Source organism: Methyloprofundus sp., from assembly GCF_965251085.1.
GTDB lineage: Bacteria > Pseudomonadota > Gammaproteobacteria > Methylococcales > Methylomonadaceae > Methyloprofundus.
The window spans coordinates 912,255-937,177 of the sequence record NZ_OZ252594.1 but is presented as its reverse complement, the minus strand read 5'-3'; the positions used below and the strand labels follow the sequence as shown (position 1 = coordinate 937,177).

The following is a 24,923-nucleotide window of genomic DNA, read 5'->3' as shown; positions in this document are numbered from 1 at the left end:
TTTCTCATGATCCTAGAAAAATCAGTTGAGCGCGAATTTATAGTTCAAGATATTGAATTCATATAACGTAAGCGCTCAACGAAGCACGTACTTGCCCTATTCAGGCGTATCTGATTTTTTAATATTCCAGGGCAACAAAGCCTCCACTTTATCAACCGTATCAGCATAAGGTAAAGCAGTGAGAACCTGCTTAAGATATGCATAAGGCTCCAGCCCATTTGCTTTAGCTGTTTCTATCAGGCTGTAATGTATTGCACTGGCACGAGCACCCGCAGGGGTATCAGAAAATAACCAGGCTTTGCGCCCTATCACAAACGGGCGAATCGCATTTTCTGCCAGGATGTTGCTAATATTGAGTTCACCATGGGTGCAATACACATTGAGTTTTTCCCACTGGTTACTCAGGTAAGTCATTGCCTTTCCTGTCAGGCTATCTTTAGGTACTTTATGCTGGTTTTCTTCCAGATAGGCTTTGAGCTGGTTCAATACAGGAATGCTCTTCTCCTGGCGCTGCTGATATTTTTCATCCACTGACAGGTCTTTAATTTCTCGCTCAATGACATACAGTTTATTGATCAGGCTCAGCGCTTTACCTGCTTTTGAGGGTTTGTTATTTTGTCCCTTTTTGCGTTTAGGCTGTGCATTCTGGGCATCTTTAAAATAACGACGCGCATGATCCCAGCACCCCAGCTGGGTGATGCTGTTTTTTTGGCACACGGCATTGTACCCCGCATAGCCATCGGTTTGCAGATAGCCACTAAAGCCGTCAAGCAGGCGCATGGGGACGTCTCCACTACGAGAGGGATCGTATTCAAACAGGATGCTTTTTTCACCCGGTGGCCCGCCAAGCGTCACCCACATATATTTATCTGAGGTCGCTGGCCGCCCCGGTTCTTTTAATACCTGAACCCGCGTTTCATCAGCGAGTATGACTGCCCCTGTGTGTTGATGCTCTCGCATCAGATTAATCAGGGGCTGAAGTTGTTTAGCCAGTGCGATCATCCAGTTTGCTAATGTCGCTCTGGAGATGTCACCCCCATAACGAGACAAGATGCCTTCTTGCCGATATAAAGGTAAGCCGTCAGCATACTTGGCGATAATAACAAAGCACATTAAACTGATGCTTCCCATTGCTCTGGCAATAGGGTGTCTGGGCATTTGTGCGGCTTTAACCTGGCGTTGCTTTTCGCCTTCAATCTGTTCGACAAAGACCGCTTTTTCCTGCATGTATTCAAGAACACGTACTTTAGCAGGAATAATATCCAGCTCTTCTTTCACTTTCGTGAAGAAAGTATCAATAGCGCCTTCTTTTTCTTCATCCGTTAAATGAATAAAAATTTGCTCGCGGGGTAACTTATCCGAAAAGGGTTTGCGTCCCGGCTTTTTCTTCGTGCCAGTAGAACTTGTCTGCTTATCGCCCTCAGGTGCTTCATCAGCTTCCTGGTCTAATTCCTCGCTGCTATCTGCTTCATTCTCTGCTTCATCAAACAAAGAGGATTGATGAGATTGTTCACTCGATGACCCAAAGCGTTTTATTTTAGATAAGCGTAGTACCTCTTCCAGAATAAGGATGCGTTTTTTCTGTTCGGAAATCACCCCAGACTTAACTTCAATCACACGCGTCAGTTCATCAATAGCCTCTTCTTTTTCAAGCAACAAAGCAACACTCTCCGACAGCAAATAACCGGCTTTATCTTGTTGTTTTATATTTGAAATATCGGCTAAAATCATGGCTTTATTATAGCATTTATAGTGGCAATAATGAACACAAAAACAGCTAAAAAACAGACTCATATTGAAGTTTTTTATGACCCTTCATCGCGCTAATATCAAAGCCATCCAGCAACCAGTTTAACGGCTGTCCTGTTAAGGTTAATGTCTCTTCATCACCTTTAGGCCACTTAAATTTGTCTTCTACCAATGACTTGTAATAAAGGACAAAACCATTATCTTCCCAGAACAGACATTTAATCTTATTCCGCTGTTTATTCGTAAAGGCATAGAGAGCCCCCTCAAAAGGATTATGCCCTAACTCACATTCAACAATCGCCGATAGCCCTCGGTGTGACTTACGAAAATCAATGGGACGCCGATACAGATACACCTCCGTTAAAGACAGGGATGGACGCATAACAACCGTCACCGCAACAGCTCAAGCAGTGGTTGAATACACGACATAGTGTCCTGCGTAATACCTTCCAGACGTGTGCCATCATTAAATCGTAAGGATAATCCAATAGCTAGATCCGGTGAGATACCCTCGTCAACCCGAATGCGCGTAAATCCTGTAGGGGAAGTAGTAGGCTTTACAGTCGATTTACGTTTCCAGTAGCCGAACTTTTGCGGGCATAAATCATGTTGCCGACAATAAGCTGCCTGTGATTGGCCTGATGCCTGCCAGTGCTCTATGTGAATAGGCCAGAAAGTCTTTTCCTGTATTTTTTCTAACGCTGCCATTTAAAATTCCCCGTGGTATTTAACAATGGGGATAGTTTGGCATTAATCTGAGTTGCCGTGAAGTACGCTGACTATTGAGCGCTTACCATATAACACTTTTAAAAAATTTTAGCTTCACCCATAGGTTAAATGGACATTTTTTGGAAGTGCCGTGGAATCAATAGCTTGTGCTAGAAACCGTGAGCAACTGATTTTTGTAGGATGATAATCGCAGGCAATAATAAGATAGAGTCATAATGCTCAGCACTCGATTTACCAAACATTCTTTAGTTACTGAAGTACATAAAACCATTCTCCCGTTTCTATCTGATCAAAGCATCAGTATCGACGCAACGATGGGCAATGGTCATGACACCTTATTTTTGGCTCAACATAGTCATAAAGTTTATGCTTTCGATATCCAGGAAAATGCGCTGCAAGCAACACGTAAACGCCTGGAAAATAATCACTGCTTAGATAAGGTCAATTTAATACATGCTGGCCATGAAACGTTGCTTGAACATATACCTGCTACCCTAAAAGCAGATGCTATTGTATTTAACCTGGGATACCTGCCGCATGCTGACACAGCAATTATCACCTTGAAAAAAACCACTATCACCGCACTAAATGCGGCAATTAGCCTGTTGAGTGACAAGGGTATAATCAGCATTATCACCTACCCTGGCCACCCCGGTGGGCAGCAGGAGTTACAGGCTATTATTGAATGGTATCAAGGTTTGCATTACCACGGCTATGCCATTAGCATTATTCACAGCATGCATGAAAAACTCGGCTCACCTATCGTGTTTACACTTCAAAACCTGTCAAATTACCCAAGCATATGAACCGATTACTTAAATTGTCATTTTCTACACAAGTCTTGCTGGCCTTATGTCTAGGTATACTGTTAGGGTTGTTTTTTGGTGAAAAAATAGCCTGGATTAATACCATAGGTATCGCTTTTATTAAGCTCTTACAAGTATCTATTATTCCCTATATTGTTTTATCTCTGGTGACCGGCCTGGGTTCACTTAGCTATAAGCAGTCACGAGAAATTGCGCGGAAATTTGGGCTGATGCTTATTATTTTTTGGGGGTTATGTTTAGTGACTATATTCGCCATGTCATTTGCTTTTCCGGTCTGGCAAAGCAGTGATTTTTTTAGTACTAACCAGATTGCCACGTTACCCGAAGTTAATTATTACGAATTATATATCCCATCCAATCCCTTTAAATCATTAGCCAATAACACCATTCCAGCGATTGTTGTCTTTAGCCTATTACTCGGAATTGCTTTGGTTAATATAAAGGATAAACAACAATTTCTTCAACCTGCCATCATATTACTCGAAGCCTTTAGCAAGATTACCAAGACTATAGTTAAATTTTTACCTATTGGTATTTTCGCTATTGCAGCTGCCTCAGCGGGCACTCTACAAGCAGATGACTTTGAAAAACTAGAAATATATTTTGTTGTTTATATCTCCACCGCTTTAATCTTATCATTCTGGGTAATCCCCTTTTTTATCAGCGTAATAACACCGTTTAAGTATTCAGATATCGTACAAGGTTGCCGTAGTATTTTAGTGACTGCCTTTGCTTCTGGTAACCTGTTTATTCTTATCCCGGTGATGAGCGAAGCCTGTAATCAAATTTTTGCAAAATATAATATCAATACAGAAGAAAGTGACAAGTACAATGAAATTATTATTCCCATTGCTTATAACTTTCCGGCAATGGGTAAATTATTAGCGCTCAGCTTTATTTTGTTTTCTGCCTGGTTTAGTAATACCGAGTTATCCTTTCTACAACAAGGCATGCTCGCTTTTAATGGTTTGTTTAGTCTGTTTGCCAATGTGCATATCAGTATCCCCTTTTTACTCAATCAATTACATCTCTCCAGCGATCTATACCAACTCTATCTATCCGGTGATGTTTTGACCAAACGATTTTCTACACTGGGTTCTGCCATCTTTCTACTAGCTTTTACTTTATCGTCTACCGCTTATTTAGTGGGACTAGTTCAGTTTAAAATTAAAAAAATTGCGTTATTTTTAGGCAGCTGTGTTCTGGTTATTGCACTAGCAGTTCTGGGCGTTCAGAGCTTTTTTAATGCATTTCTGGTCAGCGAGAAAGACCTCAGCGAAAAACTTAAAAAAATGCAGGTCGACTGGCAAGTTCCACAAAATATTTCCTATACTTTGCCAAGTACTGCTCAAATTAATGAAAACTCCTCGACACCTCAAGCCATAGTTAAGCGTGGTACTTTGCGTATAGGTTATAATCCTGCAAAAGTGCCCTTTTCATTTTATAATTATGCTCACGAATTAGTCGGCTTTGATGTAGAAATGATGAATCATCTATCCACTTCACTCGGTGTAAAATTAGAATTTATCCCATTTTCTAAAAATAAAAACCTATATCAATCTCTCAAATACTGTCAAATTGATATCGTTATCTCAGGTGTACAAATTAGCGATGAGTACCTGAGCGAAGTTCTCTATACCCAACCTACAATGAACTTGACTACAGCATTGATTGTTAAGGATTTTAGAAAAAAAGAATTTTCAGACTACTCTAAAATAGATCCTTCTACCCACTTAAAAGTTGCAACTATGGATTTATATCCTCGGTTAAGACATATTCAACATAATTTCCCTAATATTGAAATCACCAAAATCAGTAATCCAGGTATATTTTTTAACGCCAAAGATGGGCAAAGCTTTGATGGCTATATCAGTAGTATAGAAGAAGGCATGACACTGGTTATGTTGCACCCAGAATACGCCGTGACTTATGACCCATTAAGACTACACCGTTTTCCTATCGGCTATGCAGTGAATAATGGTAATCTGAAATTACAGGCAATGCTAAATAGCTGGATAGATATTCAAAAATCAACAGGCCGTATTGCACAACTATACGACTACTGGATTCAGGGAGGCGGTGCGGAAACTAAGGAACCGCGCTGGTCTATCCTGGAAAATGTGATCAAAAATTCTCAATAATTAACCCTATGGCCCTACTACTTTTTTCTTTACGACATGTTCCTGATGATGAAGCGGATGATATTCGTGATTTATTAGCTGAAAACACTATCGACTTTTATGAAACTAATGCCGGTAACTGGGGAATTTCCATGCCCGCTATCTGGTTGCGTGATGCACAACAACATGAGCAGGCACGTCTATTGATTGATGACTATCAGGAACAACGACGTATTTTTATGCAGACTGAATATGATAGGCTTAAACAGAGTGGTGAAGCCCCTACCTTCTTTAAGAACTTGTGGCATTATCCTGCGCAAACCATTCTGTTTATTGCAGCAATAGTTCTGGTGTTATATCTATCACCTAAATCCTGCAAGCATTATACATAATAACCCACAAAACTCCTTATTAAACAATGATATAATATCATTTTCCTGATTTCACTATCTCATTGTTTTAATGAAGCCCTCTAAAGTATCAAAATCCTCATCTCACGTAAGAAACCGTACCCGAACGGTAAAAATGACATCTACAGCACATGGATTGACAAGCCAGGCGGGACTGATTCCCGTCGTGAAATATTTAGACAGGATAGGTTTTGAAAAAACCGTAAAACAAAGCGTTCCACATCGGCGGGGTGAAAATGCAGACCATCACTTATCTGATGTGGTTCTATTGACGTTGGTTGGCATGATGGGGGGAGCAACATCAATGGCAAAGGTGACGACCGTATGGGCAGATAGCGTACTGCGCAAAGTAGCTGGCTGGATAAAGATTCCTGTTGAAACCACAATTTTACGGATCTTTAAAGAAGTAAGTGATAGGCAGATAAGCCAGTTTGAAACGCTCACGCATACTTTGCGTGGTCAACACTGGCGGCGATTGCTTCGTTCCGGAAAATCGAAAACTGGCATACAATCCGTCCAGTGGGTCGATGTCGATTCAACTGTGGACACCGTTTGTGGTCGACAAGAAGGAAGTGCCAAAGGCTTCAACCCCAAAAAGAAAGGTGCCCGTTCATACCATCCACAACGAATAAGGTTAGATTGTGATCGCGAAGCGAGCCACAATCTGAACCGTTTGTTGGACAAGCCCGGCACGATAGTAGGAATTCATTTAATGCGCTCTATGAAAATAGCTTTTTGTTGATCAGCCCGACTGATGAATCGAACCTCTGTTTTTACCTGTTTAACTGAACTTTGAGCGTTGTCCATTGCAGTCAACTCTCAAAGTCCAAGTATCGGAGCAAAATTCTGCCTTAATCTCCGATTTTAGCCCAAGCAACTCCCTCAGCATTTAATCCGCTGATAGCCTGGGTCGAAGTGTTTAAATTTACATAAGCGCTAGTGATTCCAATTGTTAAGTTGGCAAAGGCTGAAACATTATTTCCACCCTGGGTATTTGCCGACGCCCAACAACCATCGCCCCGCCACAACATTTGCAACTGAATGCCGGCCGTACTTTGAGTGCACGCAATATCTTCGTCGGGTCAAACTTTAGCAGGGAGTGAATCAACTTAATAACACCCTTGCTATTCGGATGTAAAAAGCCATAATTGCGCGCACGACGAAAGCCTTTAGGCAAAACATGTTGCAGCACCAGCCACAGAAATTTAGCCCCCGATACCGTTTTGGTTTGATAGCGTTTGGTTTTGCTGTCTTGATAACGGTAGGTTCAGAGCACCTGATCTCGGGGAATTTACTTTGAACCCAGTTTAAAGATCATCCTTAAATTAGTTCGCGGAAATCTGGTTTCTGTGCTATTAAGTTCATCACATAATTTATGTATCGCCACGTCATAACTCCGATTGGCCAAATGGTGTAGTCGTACCGTTAATGTACCTTGATCATGATCTGGAATCAGGTCTGCCTCGCTACTATAAATTGCCCGTAACAGACTGCGTACTTCATCAGGGCGTGAGAGCGTTTCGCGTAACAAATTGGCCATTGCCGTTTCAGCACGATAAGCAATCATTTTGATGGTATCGATGAAATGTTTACTTTTGGTGCTGAGTTGCTGAAATTGCTCCTCTTCGGGTAAATCTTTCACTTTAAGGTAATGTGGCGCTTGTTTTCGCTTTTCTTTGAGTGTCTTGATTTTCACCTGAAAGGCTTCAATGTCTTCCTGGCAGGCGGTCTTTTTTTGCAAGAAGGGCTCGACTTTGTCTGGCTCAATAGGCGTATCCAGCGTTAATGTCGCAAACCTGGCAAGCAGACGATTTAGTTTTCCCTGGCTGGATCTTATTTGGCTATCCAGTCGACGATATTCTGGATTAACCACCTTGACGGTATCGGAAACTGGTTCAATACAATAGTCAACAAGCTTATCTAATCCAAAGTGTTCACGGCAATACTTGAAGAAATTCTCCTGAGACCATCGGGCAAACATGGCAACAGCTAGCGGGATCATTTCTGAGCGATAGTCGGTTCCAATAATGCTGGTCTGGTGTCCCTTTTGAGAGAGTTTGCGTATTTCCCGTACCCAGAGACCATTACTTAAGCAGTGGCCTCGTTCTGCGAGCTTGAGTTGTGCTTGCTCTCCAGAAGATAAAGTGACCTGATAGGGTAAAAATTCTTCTTCCGGCCAGTTTTCTCCCGGGTATTTATGATAGGTTAAACAGGCAACACGCTGTGCTTTCATGCGTTTAAAAAAAGGCGGGCTGTAAGACTCTCTGTCACACACCAGTGTAAATCGATGCAATAGCGGATCGGACTCCAGCTCTTGGGCATTAACAAAAGTGGGAAGCCTTTTTTCGAGTTGCGGAAGGATGTCATTTTCAATGACCTTGATCATGCCCGGATCGACTGCTTTGTTAATGACCATAAAGGGTTGACCATCCATTGCATTAACCCAGTAATCCGTGGTTGCCCGCAAACAGAGTTTTTGTCGGGCTACGTGATGACGTGGAAGTTTGGTTTGATGTCCATTATAAACCCGGACATGACCATCAATATAAAGGATACTGGCTTGTTCAGGAGCACTCTGCATCCATTCTTTGCACAGTGCTTCACTCCATTGCAGAGGACCTTCATCTTGTGTGAGTTGTTTGATTTTACTCCGCAGGGTGCGGACTTCTGGAATACGGTCCAGTCCAATCAGTTTACCCCATTCTCCTGGCGCACTATAGCGCAAGGACTCAATGGACTTTACCCGGACAAGTGCGATAAAGGCCAGTATGATTAGCAGACTGTCTAATCCATAATAGCCTTTGCTGAGTTTAAAAAAGTTTTCACTGTATTTTAATAGCCCAGTGACTAATAAAGCGGGCAGTGCAAACAAAACACCGCCTTTGGGAACATCTTGCAGGGCTTGAAAATCAGGGGCAGCCGGTTCCTCTAATTGCCCAATACTGGCAGCCAGACGAGCATCGATATTCTGAGCCCCCATCCCCATGGGTGCCGCATTATCTTGCCCACTGCGCTCACTCTTAGTGCTTAATGTTTCTTTTTTTTTATTTTGTGCAAACGACCCGCACGAATTGATTTATTGAAGGTATCCCGCTTAATACCTAATTGATCGGCCACATCGCAAGGTTCTTGTCCTTCGTTTAATAATTGTTGGGCGTTTAGCAACACATCATCAGTCAAAACAGCCGCTCCTCGTGTTTTTTTCTCAGCATAAAAGCCTTGCACACCCTTTTCTTGATAGAGCTTAACGGCACGTTTAACACTAATGGGCGTTACACCAAAAGCACGAACGATATCCATTTGTTTGACATAACCGTTGGTATAGAATTGTGCGGTAATCATTTTGAACGAAGCATCATCATTCGCATCGTGAGTAAAAACGGGCAGAGTACCATAGAAATAGGTCACGCGGCCGTCTCGCTTTTCAACGGCCAAATCATGAGTTACTTCTGTAGAACCTTCTGGAAACATAGGAAGTTGTCGCTGAACCATGAGTTTTTTCCCGGCAGATGTGGACAGCGGTAGTCCAAGGATAATGTAAAAGGGGTATCATTACAAAATCTCATGTATGTGAAAAGTATTATCTGGTCTTTTAGAGCAAAAAGTTTGTTATTGATTGATTTTAAATATATTTATTTATTAAATAGGGCAATTTATCTAAAAATAGAGGTCAGGTGCTCTGAGGTTACTTTGCCATTTTGGCAGGATAAGATATCCTGTTCACGAATCACACCACGATACAGGTATCGACCCAGATATATCAATGCTTTATCGCCTGCACCGACAAACTTACAATCGACCACCCATTTTTCCGGAATAGCTGTGGGAAATGGCAACTTTTCTTCGTTCATACGCGCTAGCATCTTTGCACGAAATACTTTTGCTAGTGCTTTATGATGAAACAGGTATTTGCCTTCCTTAGTGCGCCAGAGCTTCTTGATTTTATCCACGATTGCCGCAGGCATAATGACATGAATATGCGGATGATAATTTAATTCGCGTGAGTGTGTATGTAAGACAGCAATCGCCCCGGCATCGCCTTGCAACTGCTTATCATTTTTACTAAAACTCTGTAAAGTCGCCCAGGCACAGTCAAACATCATACTGTAAAGTAACCGCGGATGCTGCCTGGCTAACGACCTTAACTGCGCAGGTAAGGTAAAGGTATTCATAAAATAATCAGCAGGGACTTGTTTTTGTACCTGTCGTTCAATCCATTGTTGACTCTCATGATGTTGACAATGCGGGCAGTTACGCTGGCCACAGGAATGAGGCACAAAGGTTTGATAGTCACAGTCTGCACAGTTAACCTGCATCACAGGACTCAGCTGTGTCCGACAGCTCTTCATGGCATGTAATGCACTGATCTGATTGGAGCGTAAACGAGATTGATACTCGCTTAAAAAGTCAGACTGAAATTGATCAATCACTGCAGCTAGGGTTATCATGAAATCTGCCCCCAGTGAATAGAAAAGTCATTGACTAACTGATTAATGTGCAGCTCTGCATTCTCATCGGTAATATCGGTCAAATGCGTATAGCGAGCCGTGGTTACTAAACTGGTATGGCCCAGAATCTTCTGCAACTCAACTAAATCAACCCCGGCTTCTAACAGGTGAGTGGCGTAACTGTGGCGCAGCGAGTGGCAGGAAATCTTTTTTTTAGTCCCATTTCTTGCGTCACAAGACGGATTGTCTTCTGGATGCCACCGCGATCAAGGGGGGATTCAGCAAGATGTGCACCTTTTAGACCCCGGGCACGGTTGGGAAATACCAGCACTGGATTTTTATGCACAGCCCAAAACTTACGCAACACCTTCAAGGTATTCACAGGCAAAGGCACAAGCCGATCCTTATTGCCTTTGGCATTGCGAATATGTACCCGCATGCGTGTCGCATCAATATCACCTACTTTCAGGCTTAAGCCCTCGCCCAAACGTAAACCTAGACTGTAAATCGTAAAATAAAAAACTCGATAGCTTAGATTACGGGTCGACATAAACAGTTGTTGTGCTTCAACCACAGTGACAATATCGGGTATACGCGTACATCGTGGTGGTTTAATCATTAGCACATCAACCCACGGCTTTTGTAGCACATGTGTATAGAAAAACTTGAGACCATAGAGATCTAGTTTCACGGCACTCCAGGAAAGGCGGCTTAAAAGAGCATGAAAATAATCCACCAGTTGATCTTGCGTTAAGTTATCCAGATGCCCCTGAAAGTGTTCCCCGATACGGCGAATAGCGCGTGAATAAGCGTCAATGGTTTTGGGTTGCAGTCCCTTAAGCTTTAAATGCTTACAGTGCTGGATATAATAATGGTTGAATTTAAGCTCTATCGATGGTGTCATAACAGTGTAACCTCATTATTGTTAGTTGGATGAGCTTACAAGTTACCTGTTATGCATATAACAGGCAATGAGGTTACACTTTAAATTTAAGGGATGCGCTGTTTTTCTCCGCGATAGCGGCTTCGTCCAACTCGCTTTTCTAGCGGAAACAAAAGAAATTTTACAAGCCTGGTTCCGGACAGGCAATGCCTTTACAAGCAATGGTGTTGTAGAATTTACCAAACAGTTACTTGCACACTTGCCCAATCGGATGCGCATTATTTTTCGCGGTGACAGTGGTTATTTTGTCGGTGATTTGCTTGAATTTCTCGATACCAGAGGGCATGGGTATCTAATAAAGGTTAAACTTAAGAATTTGAACGCATTGCTGGCCAAACAGGCCTGGACAGCCATACAAGGCCGACCCGGTTGGGAGCAGAGCGAGTTTCAATATCGTTGTGGTGGCTGGTCTCGCTCTCGTCAGTTTGTCGCGGTCAGGATAAAGCAACCTAAACAAGTGACAGGACCTCAGTCCGAGCTTTGGGATACGGCAGAATATGACTATTTTTGTTATGTAACAACTGAACCTCTATCGCCTTGGCAAACACATAAGAAGTATGGTGAACGAGCGACGTGCGAAACATGGATTGAAGAAGCAAAATCACAAATGGGTTTAGGTAAAATCAGAACGAATCAATTTCTGGCTAATGCCGCATTATTTCATTGCGCCGTTCTTGCCTACAATACCGTGCGCTGGATGGCTCAATTGAGTGGCAACAAAACGTTGTGCCAATGGGAGCCGGATACACTTCGTACTTATCTGATTCGGGTGGCTGGAAAATTACTCACAGGCAATAATCAGCTGAGAGTCAGAACACCTGCAGGTCCGCTCTATCCACAGGAATGGGATGATTGGGTTAAGGTGGGGTTACTCGCTTAACATTAACCGAAGTTAAGTCACTTTGATTAAAAGGTCATGGCACGTTGGCAGGGTGTTTATTGCCTTGGGCTCGGGGGATATCCATACGATACAAAAAATTTCCTCTATTTATGATTTAAATCTGGATATTTTGATCGGTTGGACAAAGAGGGCTGGCAAAGCGGCAGTAAAAACCTAATAACCACTTAGCTAGACAGGTTAATGAGAGTCAAAATATGGGCTTGCAGGATTTAGGTATCAATTAAACTGGTGTTTGAGTTTGGCTTGTAGCTTAGAATCCAGTGATACACCCTTCATGCAAAAATATGTAGAGTGGGCAGTTTTTTGCCCACCATCAAGGGGACCAAGCACCACAGTGGGCAGAAAAGATTGCCCACCCTACTCACCATAATCCATATCTTCGTCTTGAATTAAATTGTAGCCACCCCAATTAGCCGGATATTTGCCCTGTTTGACATAGCGATGAAATGTCGAATATGGCCATTCGCGCACTGCTTTTACCAGACCGTGTTTAACCGGATTGTAATGAATATAATTCACATGTTGCTGGTAATCATTATCATCACGAATTTGATGCTCCCAAAAGCGCCTTTGCCAAAGGGTTCCTTCCCGATGTTTTTGTTTCGAGGCATTAACCCATTCCGGTTTATGTAAGCTATCCTTTGCAGACTTTGTAAAGCGTCTTTTGATACCATTCCAGCGTACCGAAAAATCGTAATCATTTTCCGGCAACGTCCAGATACAATGAAGATGATCAGGCAACAATACCCAGGCATTAATTGTAAATGGATAGCGTTTTCGTGTATTGTTTAGCGCATTGCGTAACCAGACGCGAGCATCATCATCGATTAAAATATTCCGTTGTCGAAATGTCACCACAGTGAAGAAATAACAAGCCCCCGGTGTATCCGCACGGCGATAATTCGACATATCAATACCCTCCCATATTCAACGTAGGGTGTGCAAACAGCTTTACCGTTTGCCCACCATTTGCCGATAAAAAAAGGTGGGCAAAAAAACCTGCCCACCCTACCTGGTTACAATCGATTCTCTTTTTCTTTGTGATGCCATAGTCGCAAGATAGTAATTTCTTTTAAGCGTATTAAGTAGCGTGCTGTATAACTGCCTATAATTAAATCTCGGACCAAATCAGGTTTTGGTGCCTTTTCAACTTTAACACCCATATAGGGAAAAGACTTTAATTCATTAATGCCTTTCCTTAATGATTTAGCAATACGCTTTGCTGCCTGAGGGTTCTTCATTTCAATGAATTCTCTCAAGCGAATTAAGTCATTGATTGATTCTGGAGAATATGAAAGCTTCATGTTTTAGGGGGATCAAGCTCATTTTTAGTACCCCAACTATCTAGCCAGTTATTAACAGATTGTTCGTCGACAGATTTACCAGATTTTACAGAATCAATAGCTTCAATAGTTTCCGCCCATCTCTGCTCATCAATTGCACTACGTTCTAGAAACTCTTTGATTGCTTGATTAATAAGATAGTTCTTACTCCTATCTAGCTTCTTAGACAGGTTTTCGAGGGGGTTTTCAATTTCAGTTTGTAGCCTTACACTTGTTACAGCCATTACAATACCTTATTTTAAATACTATGTATTACATTGTAGGCCGATGATACTATTTTTTCAATATGGATGGAGTTAATTGAATTTATAATGTTCAACTCACTCGCTGCGTTACTTTTGAAATACAACAAAAATCGAATCTCCTGAAAATACGCTATAACGCGTAGGGTGGGCAGGCTAGAAGTCTGGGCACCAGAAAATTGGCTTAAACACTAAACAAACGTCTAAAATTTTCATTCGATTGTTGAGTAATGACATCTAGGCTGGTTTCACGTAAATCCGCAATATATTGCGCAACATGTTGTACATAGATGGGATAATTGGACTTCCCCCGAAAAGGAACAGGTGCAAGGTACGGCGAATCGGTTTCAATCAAATACCGATCGGCAGGTACTTTTTTCGCTACTTCCTGAATGGCTTTGGCATTTTTAAAAGTGACAATTCCGGAAAATGAAATATAAAAATTCAAATCCATTGCTTGCAGCGCAAATTCCCAATCTTCGGTAAAGCAATGAATCACCCCACCCACTTCATCCGCGCCCTGCTCTTTTAAGATGCGTAAAGTATCTGCCGCTGCTTCACGGGTATGGATAATCAATGGCTTTTTAGTCGCTTTAGACGCGGCTATATGGTTTATAAAGCGCTCATGCTGCCAGCTTAAATCGCCTTCACTACGAAAATAATCCAGCCCCGTTTCACCAATTGCAACGACACGCTGATTGTCTGCCAGTGCAATTAACTCTTCTGTCGTGGGGTCTTGACCTACGTCGACATTGGGATGTACACCTACTGATAAAGAAATATTCTGATAAGGTTCAACCAGTTCACACATGGCTGGATAAGCTTCCAGATCGATGCTAATACATAGCATATGTTCTATGTTATTTTTTTCGGCATCTTGCATAAAGCCAGAAAAGTCACCCTGGTAGGGTGTTAAGTCGATTTTGTCGAGATGGCAGTGAGAGTCTATTAGCATGCTTTTTAAGTCATAAAATGTTTAATTAATACACTTAATTATACTTCACTCAGTGTCGCCAGCACCAAGTATAATAACGCTATGTTTATATAAATTTTGTTATCATGAAAAATGCACTCATCCCGATATTAGGCTTTGCTGCGCCCAGTGGCACGGGAAAAACAACGCTATTAACTCAACTGATTCCCCAGTTAAAAAAACAAGGGATACGTGTTGGTTTGGTCAAACATAGCCACCACAATTTTCAAATTGATAAACCCGGTAAAGATAGTTTTCGCCTACGTGAAGCCGGTGCCACTCCTGTGATGCTGGTTTCTAGCCATAGACGTGCCATTATTACCGAGTTCGACACGCCAGAAGAACCCAGTTTAGATGAACAGCTTAAATATTTTGATCAATCCAGTCTGGATTTGATCCTGGTTGAGGGTTTTAAAAAAGAACACTTTCCTAAGATTGAATTACATCGTCCTAGTCTTGAATACCCTCTATTCTATCCAAATGACAGCTCTATTATCGCCATTGCTTCTGATCAAACAATAAAACCGGAAAGAGAGATATCCTCTCTGGACTTAAATAATATTACGCAAATAGCTGAATTCATTTTACATACTTTGTTAAAAACATCATGAAGGATTTATGTCATTCCGATGCCTTAATTAGCCTTGACCAGGCTTTAGCAAACATATCCAGTGCAATATCACCTCTAAGGGGTGATGAAATGACAAAACTGCCCATAGCGCTGGGGCGTGTCTTGAGTACCCGCTGTATAGCGCCTGTTGACCTGCCTGCTTTTCCAAATTCGTCTATGGATGGCTATGCCTTTAATAGTGCCGATATTCAGCAAGCTGGTTTTTCCTTAACACTGGCTGGTATTTCCTGGGCAGGCCGCCCTTATGAGGCTAAACTAGAACGCGGACAATGTGTACGCATTTTTACCGGCGCGGTTGTGCCTAGCGGTGCTGATAGTGTGATGATGCAGGAGTTAGTTGAAGCGCATGACTCAACTATACATTTCCCTGCTGATACTAAGGGTCTGCAAAATGTTCGCGCTATCGCTGAAGATGTTAAGCAGGGTGAGTGCTTATTAAGCGCACCCAAACAGTTAACGGCGATTGATTTAGGCTTACTCGCTGCAGCGGGAATTTACGAAGTTCAAGTAAAACGCAAAATACGCATTGCATTTTTTTCCACAGGTGATGAATTACGCCCTGTAGGAAGTAAATTATCAGCAGGTCAGATTTATGACAGTAACCGCTATTCCTTAGCGGCTTTACTCAATAACCCCTGTCATGAAGTCAATGACCTAGGTGTGATTGCAGATGATAAAACGGCGATACGCCAGAGCTTATTACAGGCCTCGCAGAGCCATGATGTGATTATCACTAGCGGTGGTGCATCTGTGGGAGATGCCGATTATATTAAAGAAATTTTAGATGAAATCGGTCAGGTAGATTTCTGGAAACTAGCCATTAAACCCGGAAAGCCACTCGCTTTTGGACGTATTCAAGATTGCTATTTCTTTGGCCTGCCTGGTAACCCTATCTCTGTCATCGCCACCTACCAACAGATCGTTACCCCGGCGTTGCGCCATTTAACCGCTTTATCGAGTCAGGCTATTCGCTTTAAGGCTGTTTGTAAAAGCGCCTTATATAAAACACCGGGAAGGCAGGAGTTCCAGCGCGGAATTTTACACCAGACTGACTCTGGAGAATACCAAGTCATCTCTGCTGGAAAACAAGGTTCTAATATATTAAGTGCCAGTAGTCGCGCGAATTGTTATATTATCCTGGCACGCGAACAGGCGAATGTAGACTCTGGTGAACAAGTATTGGTAGAGCCCTTCAATTTATTTTTATAAACAATGAGTACCTAATCATGTTAGAAATCCAGCAATCAGCACCCAACTTTGTACTTTATGATGCGCAGGAAAACCTTCATCAATTATCGGACTATCGGGATCAATGGCTGGTTATTTATTTTTACCCAAAAGACAATACCCCTGGCTGTACTAAAGAAGCCTGTGCATTGCGTGATGATAGTGCAGCATTTGCTGACATAAAGACTAAAGTTGTCGGTATCAGTACCGATAACAGCAAAAGTCATCTTAATTTCAGTCAAAAGCAGTCCATACCTTTTACCCTGCTTGCTGACCCTGAAGGCAAGATCAGTGCTGCCTATGGCGCTTTATTTAAACTAGGACCGATTAAATTCTGTAAACGACATAGCTTTATTATTGATCCAGCAGGAAAAATTGCAAAAATTTATCGCACCGTTTCACCCGGTTTACATAGTCAGGAGTTGTTAAGAGATTTACAGGTTTTGCAAAAGATTGACTAGGGTAGTTTCAAACTGCTATACAGTTGACTACGTAACTTTTTCTACAGTGCTAATGATGGACAAAAAGACCAGTAAAGTTGGCTGATGTGTGTTTCCAGATGCCTTAGTATGACACTACAAAATATTCGAGAAAAAAAGCCGATATAATCAAATTAAGTCAGTATTACGATGCCGAAAATATCCGTGTATTTGGTTCATGTGCTCTCGGAAAAGATACCGATAACAGTGATGTCGACTTTCTTGTTTCATTCTTACCTAATGCCAGCCTGTTCGATCAAGTAGGACTTTGAATAATTAAGTCTATTATTACAACCTAAGGTTGATACAAAGAAAGTCTAATTTGAATTTGCACTTGCACTTGCACTTGCACTTGCACTTGCACTTGCACTATAGTTTATTGTCAAGTTACGCAATTAAAGTGAATGTATCTGCACGAAATGGCTTGGACCAGGAAGCGAGGTCTTTAGCCTCGCGGGATTCCGGCGAGGCTAAAGACCTCGCTTCCGTGTTAGTACTGTAACAATAAACCTTTCTTGATCTATAGTCTATTTTTTAACAATGGTTCCCCACGCGGATAACCACGCATCACCTTCATAATAATCGGCTTTCTTTTTTAAGTTACCGGTTAACACCTGTTTTAAGGTGTTTTCAATAATTCCAAAAAAATGACAATAAGCGCGTTGACCATCGATCGCTTTAATCTCACCCTCTTTGATACCATTTTGTAAGACTTTAACGATTTTTACAAAAGGGGGAGTTGCCATAATGGGTTTTTCATCGGGCAAAAACTCACTGACATTTAGCACTAATAGGAATTGCATGACTTCAGGCGCTTCATCAGTTAAACGAAACCATAAATCTACGATTTCTCGAAGCTGCTCTGATGACTTGCGGTTGCGACGGCGTATATCATCAATCGACACACTTAAGCGATCGATAATCCAGTGGTGCAAATCCTGGGCAATCTCCTGTTTATTTTTGAAATGCTTATAAATTCCAGCGCTTGTTTTAACTCCGGAAAGTTCAGCAATATCGGTTAATGATGTATTAAAATAACCTTTTTCTGCAAATAATTTTAAAGCTGCAGTTAAAATATCATTACGCAGTTGTTCTTTATCTTTTTGTATTTCCTGATCCATGTTGTTTTTTTAGATGTCTTCCAGTCTATTATTGATCAATCTGTCATGGAGCTATACGCGACTTTTAAATAACTCATCATTGACCACAGAGTTAAAATTGCCGCAATATACAACATGCCCAAACCGAATAATTGCATCGATACGCCCACAAAATCCTCACTGTACAATAAGCAGCCTATGGCTATCATTTGTGCTGTAGTTTTCCATTTTCCTATTTGTGAAACTTTGACGGTCGCGTGCTGGCCAATTTGTGCCATCCACTCGCGTAATGATGAAATTGTAATTTCCCTACCAATAATAATCGCTGCAGGTATGGTCACCCAGATGTTGGACTCTACCTGCACTAATAAAACTAAAACAAAAGCAACCATAATCTTGTCTGCGACAGGATCTAAAAAAGCACCAAACTGGGTTTCTATCTGCAGCTTTCTTGCTAAATAACCATCTAACCAATCTGTAATACCTGCAATTATAAAAATGGCGGTTGTGGCAATATTTGAATATTCCCAGGGGATATAGAAAAAAACAGCCAATATGGGAATTAACGCAATACGTGATAGCGTTAATAAAGTCGGTATATTTAAATTAATCATCTTGATGATGGAATGTATCGTATATTCGTTGTGCTAATTGTCGGCTAATTCCATTTATACCACTAAGAGCATCAACTCCCGCACGGGAAATGCCCTGCATACCGCCAAACTGCTTTAATAAAACTTGTCTTCTTTTCGGGCCTAACCCTGCTATGGTTTCCAGAGTTGATTGCTTTTTTGCTTTACCTCTACGCGCTCTATGCCCAGTAATTGCAAATCTGTGCGCTTCATCTCTGATATGCTGGATTAACAACAAACCGCTAGCGCCAGGCGTCACATCAATCGGCTGTTGCTGGCCGGGTAAAATCATTTTTTCCATACCCGCTTTTCGATCAGGACCCTTTGAAACACCGACTATCATAACACTATTTACCTGTAATTCCGCTAATGCCTTTTCAGCTTCATTGACCTGACCTTTACCACCATCAATAAATAATATATCGGGTGCTTCATGTTCACCCTTAACCAGGCGTTTAAAGCGTCTAGATACCGCTTGATAAATAGCAGCATAATCATCACCCGGGGTAATTCCTTCGATATTAAAACGCCGATAAGCCGATTTAACCGGACCTTCACGATCAAATACGACACAGGATGCAACGGTAAAGTCCCCCTGAGTATGACTGATATCAAAACATTCCAGACGTTTCGGCACTTCCTGACAACCGAGTTCTTCTTGTAAACTTAAAAACCGGGCATAAACACCCTGTTTATCGGATAACTTGGTCTGTAATGCATTTTCAGCATTAGCACTGGCCATCTGCAGCCACTTGGAGCGATCACTGCGTACATTTGGCGAGATGATGACGCTATGCCCGGCATGATCACTCAATACTTCGACTAATAAGCTCACTTCTTCGGGTTTATGACTGACAATCAGTTCATAGGGAACATTTTTATCCAGGTAATATTGTGCAATAAATGCTTGTAAGATATTTTCCGGGGTGTAGTCATCGCTGATTTTAGGGAAAAATGTTTTGTTGCCCAGGTTTTGTCCATTGCGAATAAAGAAGATTTGCACGCAGGCTATACCTGCCCGAGTGGCACAGGCGACTATGTCGACATCTCCACGTTCGCCATGCACATAGTTCTTTTCTAAAATGGTACGTAATTGACTGATCCTATCCCTGACCTGTGCGGCTTGTTCAAACTCTAGATCAATCGCCAGCTTATCCATATTATGCACCAGCTTATCAATCAATAGACTTCCCTTGCCGGTTAAGAATAGTTGGGTATTGTTAACATCTTGCGCATATTCTTCCTGGCTAATTAAGCCTACACACGGAGCAGTGCAGCGCTCAATCTGATGTTGCAAACAGGGTCTGGAACGGTTTTTATAGTAGGAATCATCACATTGACGAATAGGGAATATTTTTTGTAATTGTTTTAGGGTTTCCCTGACGGCACCCGCACTAGGATAAGGGCCGTAATATTGGCCTTTTTTCTTTTTGGCTCCGCGGTGTAAACTAATTTGTGGGAACTGTTGTTCTGTAGAGAGATAAATAAAGGGGTAGGATTTATCGTCGCGTAAACAGATATTAAAGCGCGGCTTGTGCCGCTTAATCAGCTGGCTTTCAAGTAATAAGGCTTCGCCTTCTGTATGCGTTACAGTAACCTCTATACGTTTTATTTTGGCAACCATCACCTGTTGCTTTGGTGAGGCAGCGCCTTTTCTAAAATAGCTGGAAACTCTGTTTTTTAAATTTTTTGCTTTGCCTATATAAACAATGGTGTCTTTATCATTGAGCATTTTATAAATGCCAGGCAAACGGGTTAGGTTTTTTAGGAAGTCATCTATATCAAATGTCTGTTGATCAGTTTCAGATTTTTCAACTATTGCCATTAATATAACTCATTAATAATGCCATATTTTACCATGAAGAGCATGAAGGACTTGAAGGGTCACGCAGTCTATACTTCATTATCTTCATGCCCTTCATGGTAGAAAAAACCATATATACTTGATATTAACTAGTGAGCAGTCTTAGTAAAGATCTTCCACCAGCGGTAAACGTGTTATTAAATCATCCCATTCGATAACCACATCTTCCAGCACAGTAATAGCTGTCTGCCCGGTTAGTTCAACTATTTCAGGTTTAGCAAATTGCTTCCCTTGCAATAAGTAAATGGTTAGTACGCGATCGGTAGGGTGAACCAGCCAATATTCACGTACACCATGGCGCTCATAAAGATCGCGTTTCTTTATTTGATCATGACTGGCTGTTGCCGGGGATAATACTTCTAAAATCCAGTCTGGCGCACCTCGTACGCCTCGGCGATCTAATTTATTAGCATCGCAAACCACTAAAACATCGGGTTGTACAACTGTGTTTATTTGTTCATCTGCTTCATTTTTAGTGGGTAAACGTACATCGAGCGGAGCCATAAAAGCTCTGCACTTTTTCCCTACTAATGTATTCGCTATTTGCCTATATATCTCACCCGCAACTTCCTGGTGCTCTATATTTGGCGCTGGCGCCATAAAATAAGCGTCACCTTCAATTAGCTCATAATTATTATCTGTCCATTGTAAATAATCCGCATAGTTATGATACGCAGTGTCTTTAAGTGCTAATCCCATGAGCTTTCCTTTACATTATCCTAGAAAAATCAGTTGCTCACGATTTCTAAGATTATTGATATAAGAACAAATTGTAATCGCTTATAAAATAAACAGCCATAAAAAAAGGGTCTTGCGACCCTTTTTTAGCATAGATAAACAAAAAAGTGCTTAGCTTTCTTCTTTCTCTACTTCTTTCATGCTGAGTCTTACACGGCCTTGACGGTCAATTTCTAATACTTTGACTTTAACGATATCACCTTCAGACAGTTTGTCGCTGACTTTATCTACATGCTCATTAGTGATTTGAGAAATATGTACCAGCCCATCTTTACCCGGAAGAATCGTTACAAATGCACCGAAATCCATTAAGCGAGCAACTTTCCCTTCGTAAATTTTACCTACTTCAACTTCTGCAGTAATTTCTTCAATGATTTTCTTGGCTGCTTCACCTGCCGCTTTATCGACTGAAGATACGTTAATGGTACCATCATCGGTTAAATCAATATTCGCGCCAGTTTGCTCAGTAATACCACGAATAGTAGCACCACCTTTACCAATTACTTCGCGAATTTTGCTAGGATCAATTTTAAAGGTAATAATTCTTGGTGCATAATCAGACATCTCTTCACGAGTGGTTGACAATACCTTATTCATTTCACCTAATATATGCAAACGCCCGACTTTTGCCTGAGCCAAAGCTGCGCTCATGATTTCAGCAGTGATACCATCAATTTTGATATCCATTTGTAAAGCAGTAATTCCTTGCTCAGAACCCGCTACTTTGAAATCCATATCACCTAAGTGATCTTCATCGCCAACAATATCAGACAGAACAGCAAAAGCGTCGCCTTCTTTAATCAAGCCCATCGCAATACCTGCAACGGGTGCTTTAAGAGGCACTCCAGCATCCATTAGCGCTAAGCTGGTTCCACACACAGAAGCCATAGAACTTGAACCGTTTGATTCGGTAATTTCAGAAACCACACGAATGGTATACGGAAATTCAGTCATATCTGGCATAACGGCAAGAACACCACGTTTTGCCAAGCGGCCATGACCAATCTCACGACGTTTAGGCGAGCCAACAAAACCGGTTTCACCCACACTGTACGGAGGAAAATTATAATGCAGCATAAAGGGTTCTTTATATTCCCCAGCGAGTGCATCAATAATCTGTGCATCACGTTCAGTTCCTAGTGTAGCAGCTACGAGTGCTTGTGTTTCTCCACGTGTAAATAGCGCAGAACCGTGAGCACGCGGCAATACACCTGTGCGTACTGCAATGGGTCTAACAACATCTAGCTCACGACCATCAATACGTTTTTTATCTCTTAAAATAGCCGTACGAACGACTCTTTTTTCGATTTCTTCAATAATGTCACGAATGGCCGCTTCTTGGTATTGCTCGTCTGCCGTTAATTGATCCACAACTGCCGCTCTGATATCACTTAAGGTATCCTGACGAACAAGTTTTTCAGCAATTTGATAAGCCGCTGCAATTGAAGCCTCTACTTGTGTAGTAACAAGTGCTTCTAATTCAGTATCGGCAACAGGAGCAACCCATTCATAAGGCGCAGCATCGACTTCAGCAGCAAATTCATTAATTGCACTAATCGCAACTTGCATTTGCTCATGGCCGAACAACACAGAACCTAGCATCACTTCTTCAGATAAATTATCTGCTTCAGACTCCACCATTAATACCGCGTGTTCAGTTCCAGCGACAACTAAATCAAGTAATGAATCAACTAAAGATTCTTTACTTGGGTTTAAGACGTATTCGCCATCTATATAGCCCACACGAGCAGCACCAATAGGACCATTAAAAGGTAATCCTGATACAGCTAAGGCTGCTGATGCTCCTAATAATGCAGGAATTTCAGGATCCACATCAGGGTTTAAAGAAACAACAGTGATAATAATCTGGACTTCGTTGGTATAGCCATTCGGAAATAAAGGACGAATGGGTCTATCAATAAGACGACAGGTTAACGTTTCCGTTTCAGAAGGACGCCCCTCACGCTTAAAAAATCCACCGGGAATTTTTCCAGCTGCATAAGCTTTCTCTTGATAATTCACGGTTAGCGGGAAAAAATCGCCACCATTCGCTTCTTTTTTACCAACTACTGAAACGAGTAATGATGTACCTTCGACATCAATCATAACTGCGCCGCTAGTCTGGCGTGCAATTTCACCTGTTTCAATACTGACAAGTTGTTCGCCGAATTGAAATTCTTTTCTGATAGGATTCAGATTCACTATTGTTATTCCTTGGTAATATAAATTTGGATTTGTAGCGCGTAACCCAGGCTCCAGGCAATAAAAAAGCGGTACAGTGTACCGCTTCTCTTATTCTGGCTTTACTTACGTAAGCCTAGTCGTGCAATTAATGACTTATAACGCTCGCCATCTTTTCTTTTCAGATAATCCAACAACTTACGGCGTTGGTTGACCATTCTTAGTAGTCCGCGACGCGAGTGGTTATCTTTTTTATGTTCCGCAAAATGAGGCGATAAATGATTAATATGAGCGGTTAATAAAGCAACTTGTACTTCAGATGAACCGGTATCAGTATCAGTTAAGCGATATTCTTCAACAACTGCTTTTTTTTGTTCTGCTGTAAATGGCATTTTAATCCCTATGATTATAGTGTAATTCGAGCTATTGCTCGGGTTATATGTTTCCACGATAGGGTGTAGAAACACGAAAAAAATTAATTTAAATTGAATAATTTTCTAGGCTGTATTTTAGCATTCATTAACATTTCTCCCAAGCCTAAAAATCGTTGTTCATGATATAAGCGTCGCAGTCCTTCTGCAGAGTTGTCATTAGGCACTGATATTTGCTGGCCTTGCAACACCAGATTAGCATCCGCTTGCGTTATATTAATCGCCGGAATCGCCTGCAAGGGCTGATCAACCGAGATCAACAATGCTTGCAGATCAGCATCTGACTGGATTTCTTGTAGCTGTTCAATAGTCAATGCATTGTCTAGTTTGAACATTCCGGCCGCAGTACGACGTAATTCTTTAACGGTCCCACCACAGCCCAGAGCATGACCGATATCTTCAGCCAGGGTTCTAATATAGGTGCCTTTTGAACACTGCACATCCAGTGTTAACAAGCCATCCGCATAACTAAGACATTGAATCGCATAAATACTAATGGCTCTTGGCTTGCGTTCTACCGTAATACCCTCACGTGCTAATTCGTAGAGCTTTTTGCCATTCAACTTCAATGCAGAATACATCGGTGGAATCTGTTCGATTTCTCCGACAAACGAGGCCAGACAAGAGGCAAGTTGCTGCTCGGTTATTTCTGGAACCTGCTTTACTTCCAATACCGTACCATCGACATCACCCGTATCGGTCATCACGCCTAACTGAATAACCGTTTGATAGCGCTTATCATCGGCCAGCATAAAGGCGGATACTTTGGTTGCTTCACCCAGACAAATGGGCAGTAAACCTGTTGCCAACGGATCTAGGCTACCGGTATGCCCTGCCTTATTGGCATTATAAAGGCGCTTCACTTCTTGCAGCGCCTTATTCGAACTAATGCCCTGACGTTTGTCTAGCAAGACAATACCATGAATATCAAGGCCTTTTTTACGTCTTGGCATAG

At 41.7% G+C, this 24,923-nt stretch carries 24 protein-coding genes and 4 pseudogenes; 9 read left to right on the top strand and 19 right to left on the bottom strand.

Going from position 1 to position 24,923, the window contains the following annotated elements; translation table 11 throughout:
* Positions 1-96 precede the first annotated feature (96 nt).
* From tnpC to tnpA, 3 genes are read right to left on the bottom strand one after another with little or no spacing between them, the layout of a single operon-like run.
* Complete coding sequence (gene tnpC / locus ACQY3F_RS04470) at positions 97-1,731, bottom strand: IS66 family transposase (RefSeq protein ID WP_428353776.1); 1,635 nt, start codon at positions 1,729-1,731, stop codon at positions 97-99.
* Between the two features lie 46 nt (positions 1,732-1,777).
* Positions 1,778-2,131: an IS66 family insertion sequence element accessory protein TnpB gene (tnpB, locus tag ACQY3F_RS04465; RefSeq protein ID WP_428353775.1), complete on the bottom strand. Its 354-nt coding sequence runs from the start codon at positions 2,129-2,131 to the stop codon at positions 1,778-1,780.
* An 8-nt stretch (positions 2,132-2,139) separates the two neighbouring features.
* Complete coding sequence (tnpA, locus tag ACQY3F_RS04460; RefSeq protein WP_428353774.1) at positions 2,140-2,457, bottom strand: IS66 family insertion sequence element accessory protein TnpA; 318 nt, start codon at positions 2,455-2,457, stop codon at positions 2,140-2,142.
* 236 nt (positions 2,458-2,693) lie between these two features.
* On the opposite strand from tnpA, the gene ACQY3F_RS04455 reads away from it, so the two are divergent.
* The 4 genes from ACQY3F_RS04455 to ACQY3F_RS04440 all read left to right on the top strand — a co-directional run bounded on the left by ACQY3F_RS04455 (position 2,694) and on the right by ACQY3F_RS04440 (position 6,577).
* Complete coding sequence (locus tag ACQY3F_RS04455) at positions 2,694-3,284, top strand: tRNA (mnm(5)s(2)U34)-methyltransferase (RefSeq protein WP_428353773.1); 591 nt, start codon at positions 2,694-2,696, stop codon at positions 3,282-3,284.
* A 14-nt stretch (positions 3,285-3,298) separates the two neighbouring features.
* Entirely contained in the window at positions 3,299-5,446 is a 2,148-nt protein-coding gene (locus tag ACQY3F_RS04450; protein WP_428353772.1) for a cation:dicarboxylate symporter family transporter, read from the top strand.
* A gap of 8 nt (positions 5,447-5,454) precedes the next feature.
* Positions 5,455-5,817: a DUF6164 family protein gene (locus tag ACQY3F_RS04445; RefSeq protein ID WP_428353771.1), complete on the top strand. Its 363-nt coding sequence runs from the start codon at positions 5,455-5,457 to the stop codon at positions 5,815-5,817.
* Between the two features lie 70 nt (positions 5,818-5,887).
* Positions 5,888-6,577, top strand: a complete 690-nt coding sequence (locus tag ACQY3F_RS04440; RefSeq protein ID WP_428353770.1) for a transposase — start codon at positions 5,888-5,890, stop codon at positions 6,575-6,577.
* Positions 6,578-6,787: 210 nt separating this feature from the next.
* Here the strand turns inward: ACQY3F_RS04440 and ACQY3F_RS04435 are convergent.
* From ACQY3F_RS04435 to ACQY3F_RS04415, 5 genes and pseudogenes are all read right to left on the bottom strand, one after another.
* Positions 6,788-7,102 (bottom strand): annotated as a pseudogene (locus ACQY3F_RS04435) (transposase); the annotation flags it as partial.
* A gap of 24 nt (positions 7,103-7,126) precedes the next feature.
* Positions 7,127-8,821: a putative transposase gene (locus ACQY3F_RS04430; protein ID WP_428353306.1), complete on the bottom strand. Its 1,695-nt coding sequence runs from the start codon at positions 8,819-8,821 to the stop codon at positions 7,127-7,129.
* Positions 8,822-8,862: 41 nt separating this feature from the next.
* Positions 8,863-9,327, bottom strand: coding sequence for a hypothetical protein (locus ACQY3F_RS04425; RefSeq protein WP_428353305.1), 465 nt, complete (start codon positions 9,325-9,327; stop codon positions 8,863-8,865).
* Positions 9,328-9,500: 173 nt separating this feature from the next.
* A pseudogene (locus ACQY3F_RS04420) lies at positions 9,501-10,283 on the bottom strand (IS91 family transposase); the annotation flags it as partial.
* Positions 10,280-11,187, bottom strand: a pseudogene (locus ACQY3F_RS04415) (tyrosine-type recombinase/integrase). The pseudogenes ACQY3F_RS04420 and ACQY3F_RS04415, both read right to left, overlap by 4 nt.
* Before the next feature lie 127 nt (positions 11,188-11,314).
* On the opposite strand from ACQY3F_RS04415, the pseudogene ACQY3F_RS04410 reads away from it, so the two are divergent.
* Positions 11,315-12,106 (top strand): annotated as a pseudogene (locus tag ACQY3F_RS04410) (IS1380 family transposase); the annotation flags it as partial.
* Between the two features lie 378 nt (positions 12,107-12,484).
* Here the strand turns inward: ACQY3F_RS04410 and ACQY3F_RS04405 are convergent.
* The 4 genes from ACQY3F_RS04405 to ACQY3F_RS04390 form a co-directional block, all read right to left on the bottom strand.
* Positions 12,485-13,036, bottom strand: a complete 552-nt coding sequence (locus tag ACQY3F_RS04405) for an REP-associated tyrosine transposase (RefSeq protein ID WP_428353769.1) — start codon at positions 13,034-13,036, stop codon at positions 12,485-12,487.
* Between the two features lie 107 nt (positions 13,037-13,143).
* The gene (locus ACQY3F_RS04400; RefSeq protein ID WP_428353768.1) at positions 13,144-13,431 is read right to left on the bottom strand and encodes a type II toxin-antitoxin system RelE/ParE family toxin; all 288 of its coding nucleotides are present in this window, start codon (positions 13,429-13,431) and stop codon (positions 13,144-13,146) included.
* Positions 13,428-13,694: a CopG family ribbon-helix-helix protein gene (locus ACQY3F_RS04395; RefSeq protein WP_428353767.1), complete on the bottom strand. Its 267-nt coding sequence runs from the start codon at positions 13,692-13,694 to the stop codon at positions 13,428-13,430. Before ACQY3F_RS04395 ends, ACQY3F_RS04400 begins: the two co-directional genes overlap by 4 nt.
* Positions 13,695-13,896: 202 nt before the next feature.
* Positions 13,897-14,667: a TatD family hydrolase gene (locus tag ACQY3F_RS04390; RefSeq protein WP_428353766.1), complete on the bottom strand. Its 771-nt coding sequence runs from the start codon at positions 14,665-14,667 to the stop codon at positions 13,897-13,899.
* A gap of 104 nt (positions 14,668-14,771) precedes the next feature.
* On the opposite strand from ACQY3F_RS04390, the gene mobB reads away from it, so the two are divergent.
* From mobB to ACQY3F_RS04370, 4 genes are all read left to right on the top strand, one after another.
* Complete coding sequence (mobB, locus tag ACQY3F_RS04385) at positions 14,772-15,296, top strand: molybdopterin-guanine dinucleotide biosynthesis protein B (RefSeq protein ID WP_428353765.1); 525 nt, start codon at positions 14,772-14,774, stop codon at positions 15,294-15,296.
* Positions 15,293-16,525 (top strand): molybdopterin molybdotransferase MoeA, encoded by a 1,233-nt coding sequence (gene moeA, locus ACQY3F_RS04380; protein WP_428353764.1) that lies wholly within the window; start codon positions 15,293-15,295, stop codon positions 16,523-16,525. Before mobB ends, moeA begins: the two co-directional genes overlap by 4 nt.
* A gap of 17 nt (positions 16,526-16,542) precedes the next feature.
* Positions 16,543-17,004: a peroxiredoxin gene (locus tag ACQY3F_RS04375; protein WP_428353763.1), complete on the top strand. Its 462-nt coding sequence runs from the start codon at positions 16,543-16,545 to the stop codon at positions 17,002-17,004.
* A gap of 143 nt (positions 17,005-17,147) precedes the next feature.
* Positions 17,148-17,294 (top strand): nucleotidyltransferase family protein, encoded by a 147-nt coding sequence (locus tag ACQY3F_RS04370; RefSeq protein WP_428357608.1) that lies wholly within the window; start codon positions 17,148-17,150, stop codon positions 17,292-17,294.
* A 255-nt stretch (positions 17,295-17,549) separates the two neighbouring features.
* Here the strand turns inward: ACQY3F_RS04370 and ACQY3F_RS04365 are convergent, their stop codons facing one another.
* The 7 genes from ACQY3F_RS04365 to truB all read right to left on the bottom strand — a co-directional run bounded on the left by ACQY3F_RS04365 (position 17,550) and on the right by truB (position 24,921).
* Positions 17,550-18,143: a TetR/AcrR family transcriptional regulator gene (locus tag ACQY3F_RS04365; protein ID WP_428353762.1), complete on the bottom strand. Its 594-nt coding sequence runs from the start codon at positions 18,141-18,143 to the stop codon at positions 17,550-17,552.
* Positions 18,144-18,178: 35 nt separating this feature from the next.
* Positions 18,179-18,736: a CDP-diacylglycerol--glycerol-3-phosphate 3-phosphatidyltransferase gene (gene pgsA / locus ACQY3F_RS04360; RefSeq protein WP_428353761.1), complete on the bottom strand. Its 558-nt coding sequence runs from the start codon at positions 18,734-18,736 to the stop codon at positions 18,179-18,181.
* A complete protein-coding gene (uvrC, locus tag ACQY3F_RS04355) occupies positions 18,729-20,579 on the bottom strand; it encodes an excinuclease ABC subunit UvrC (protein ID WP_428353760.1) in 1,851 nt (616 codons plus the stop codon). Before uvrC ends, pgsA begins: the two co-directional genes overlap by 8 nt.
* Before the next feature lie 141 nt (positions 20,580-20,720).
* Positions 20,721-21,317, bottom strand: coding sequence for a Uma2 family endonuclease (locus ACQY3F_RS04350; RefSeq protein WP_428353759.1), 597 nt, complete (start codon positions 21,315-21,317; stop codon positions 20,721-20,723).
* 150 nt (positions 21,318-21,467) lie between these two features.
* Positions 21,468-23,552, bottom strand: a complete 2,085-nt coding sequence (pnp, locus tag ACQY3F_RS04345; RefSeq protein ID WP_428357607.1) for a polyribonucleotide nucleotidyltransferase — start codon at positions 23,550-23,552, stop codon at positions 21,468-21,470.
* Between the two features lie 107 nt (positions 23,553-23,659).
* Positions 23,660-23,929: a 30S ribosomal protein S15 gene (gene rpsO, locus ACQY3F_RS04340; protein WP_428353758.1), complete on the bottom strand. Its 270-nt coding sequence runs from the start codon at positions 23,927-23,929 to the stop codon at positions 23,660-23,662.
* 83 nt (positions 23,930-24,012) lie between these two features.
* Positions 24,013-24,921, bottom strand: coding sequence for a tRNA pseudouridine(55) synthase TruB (gene truB, locus ACQY3F_RS04335; RefSeq protein WP_428353757.1), 909 nt, complete (start codon positions 24,919-24,921; stop codon positions 24,013-24,015).
* Positions 24,922-24,923 lie beyond the last annotated feature (2 nt).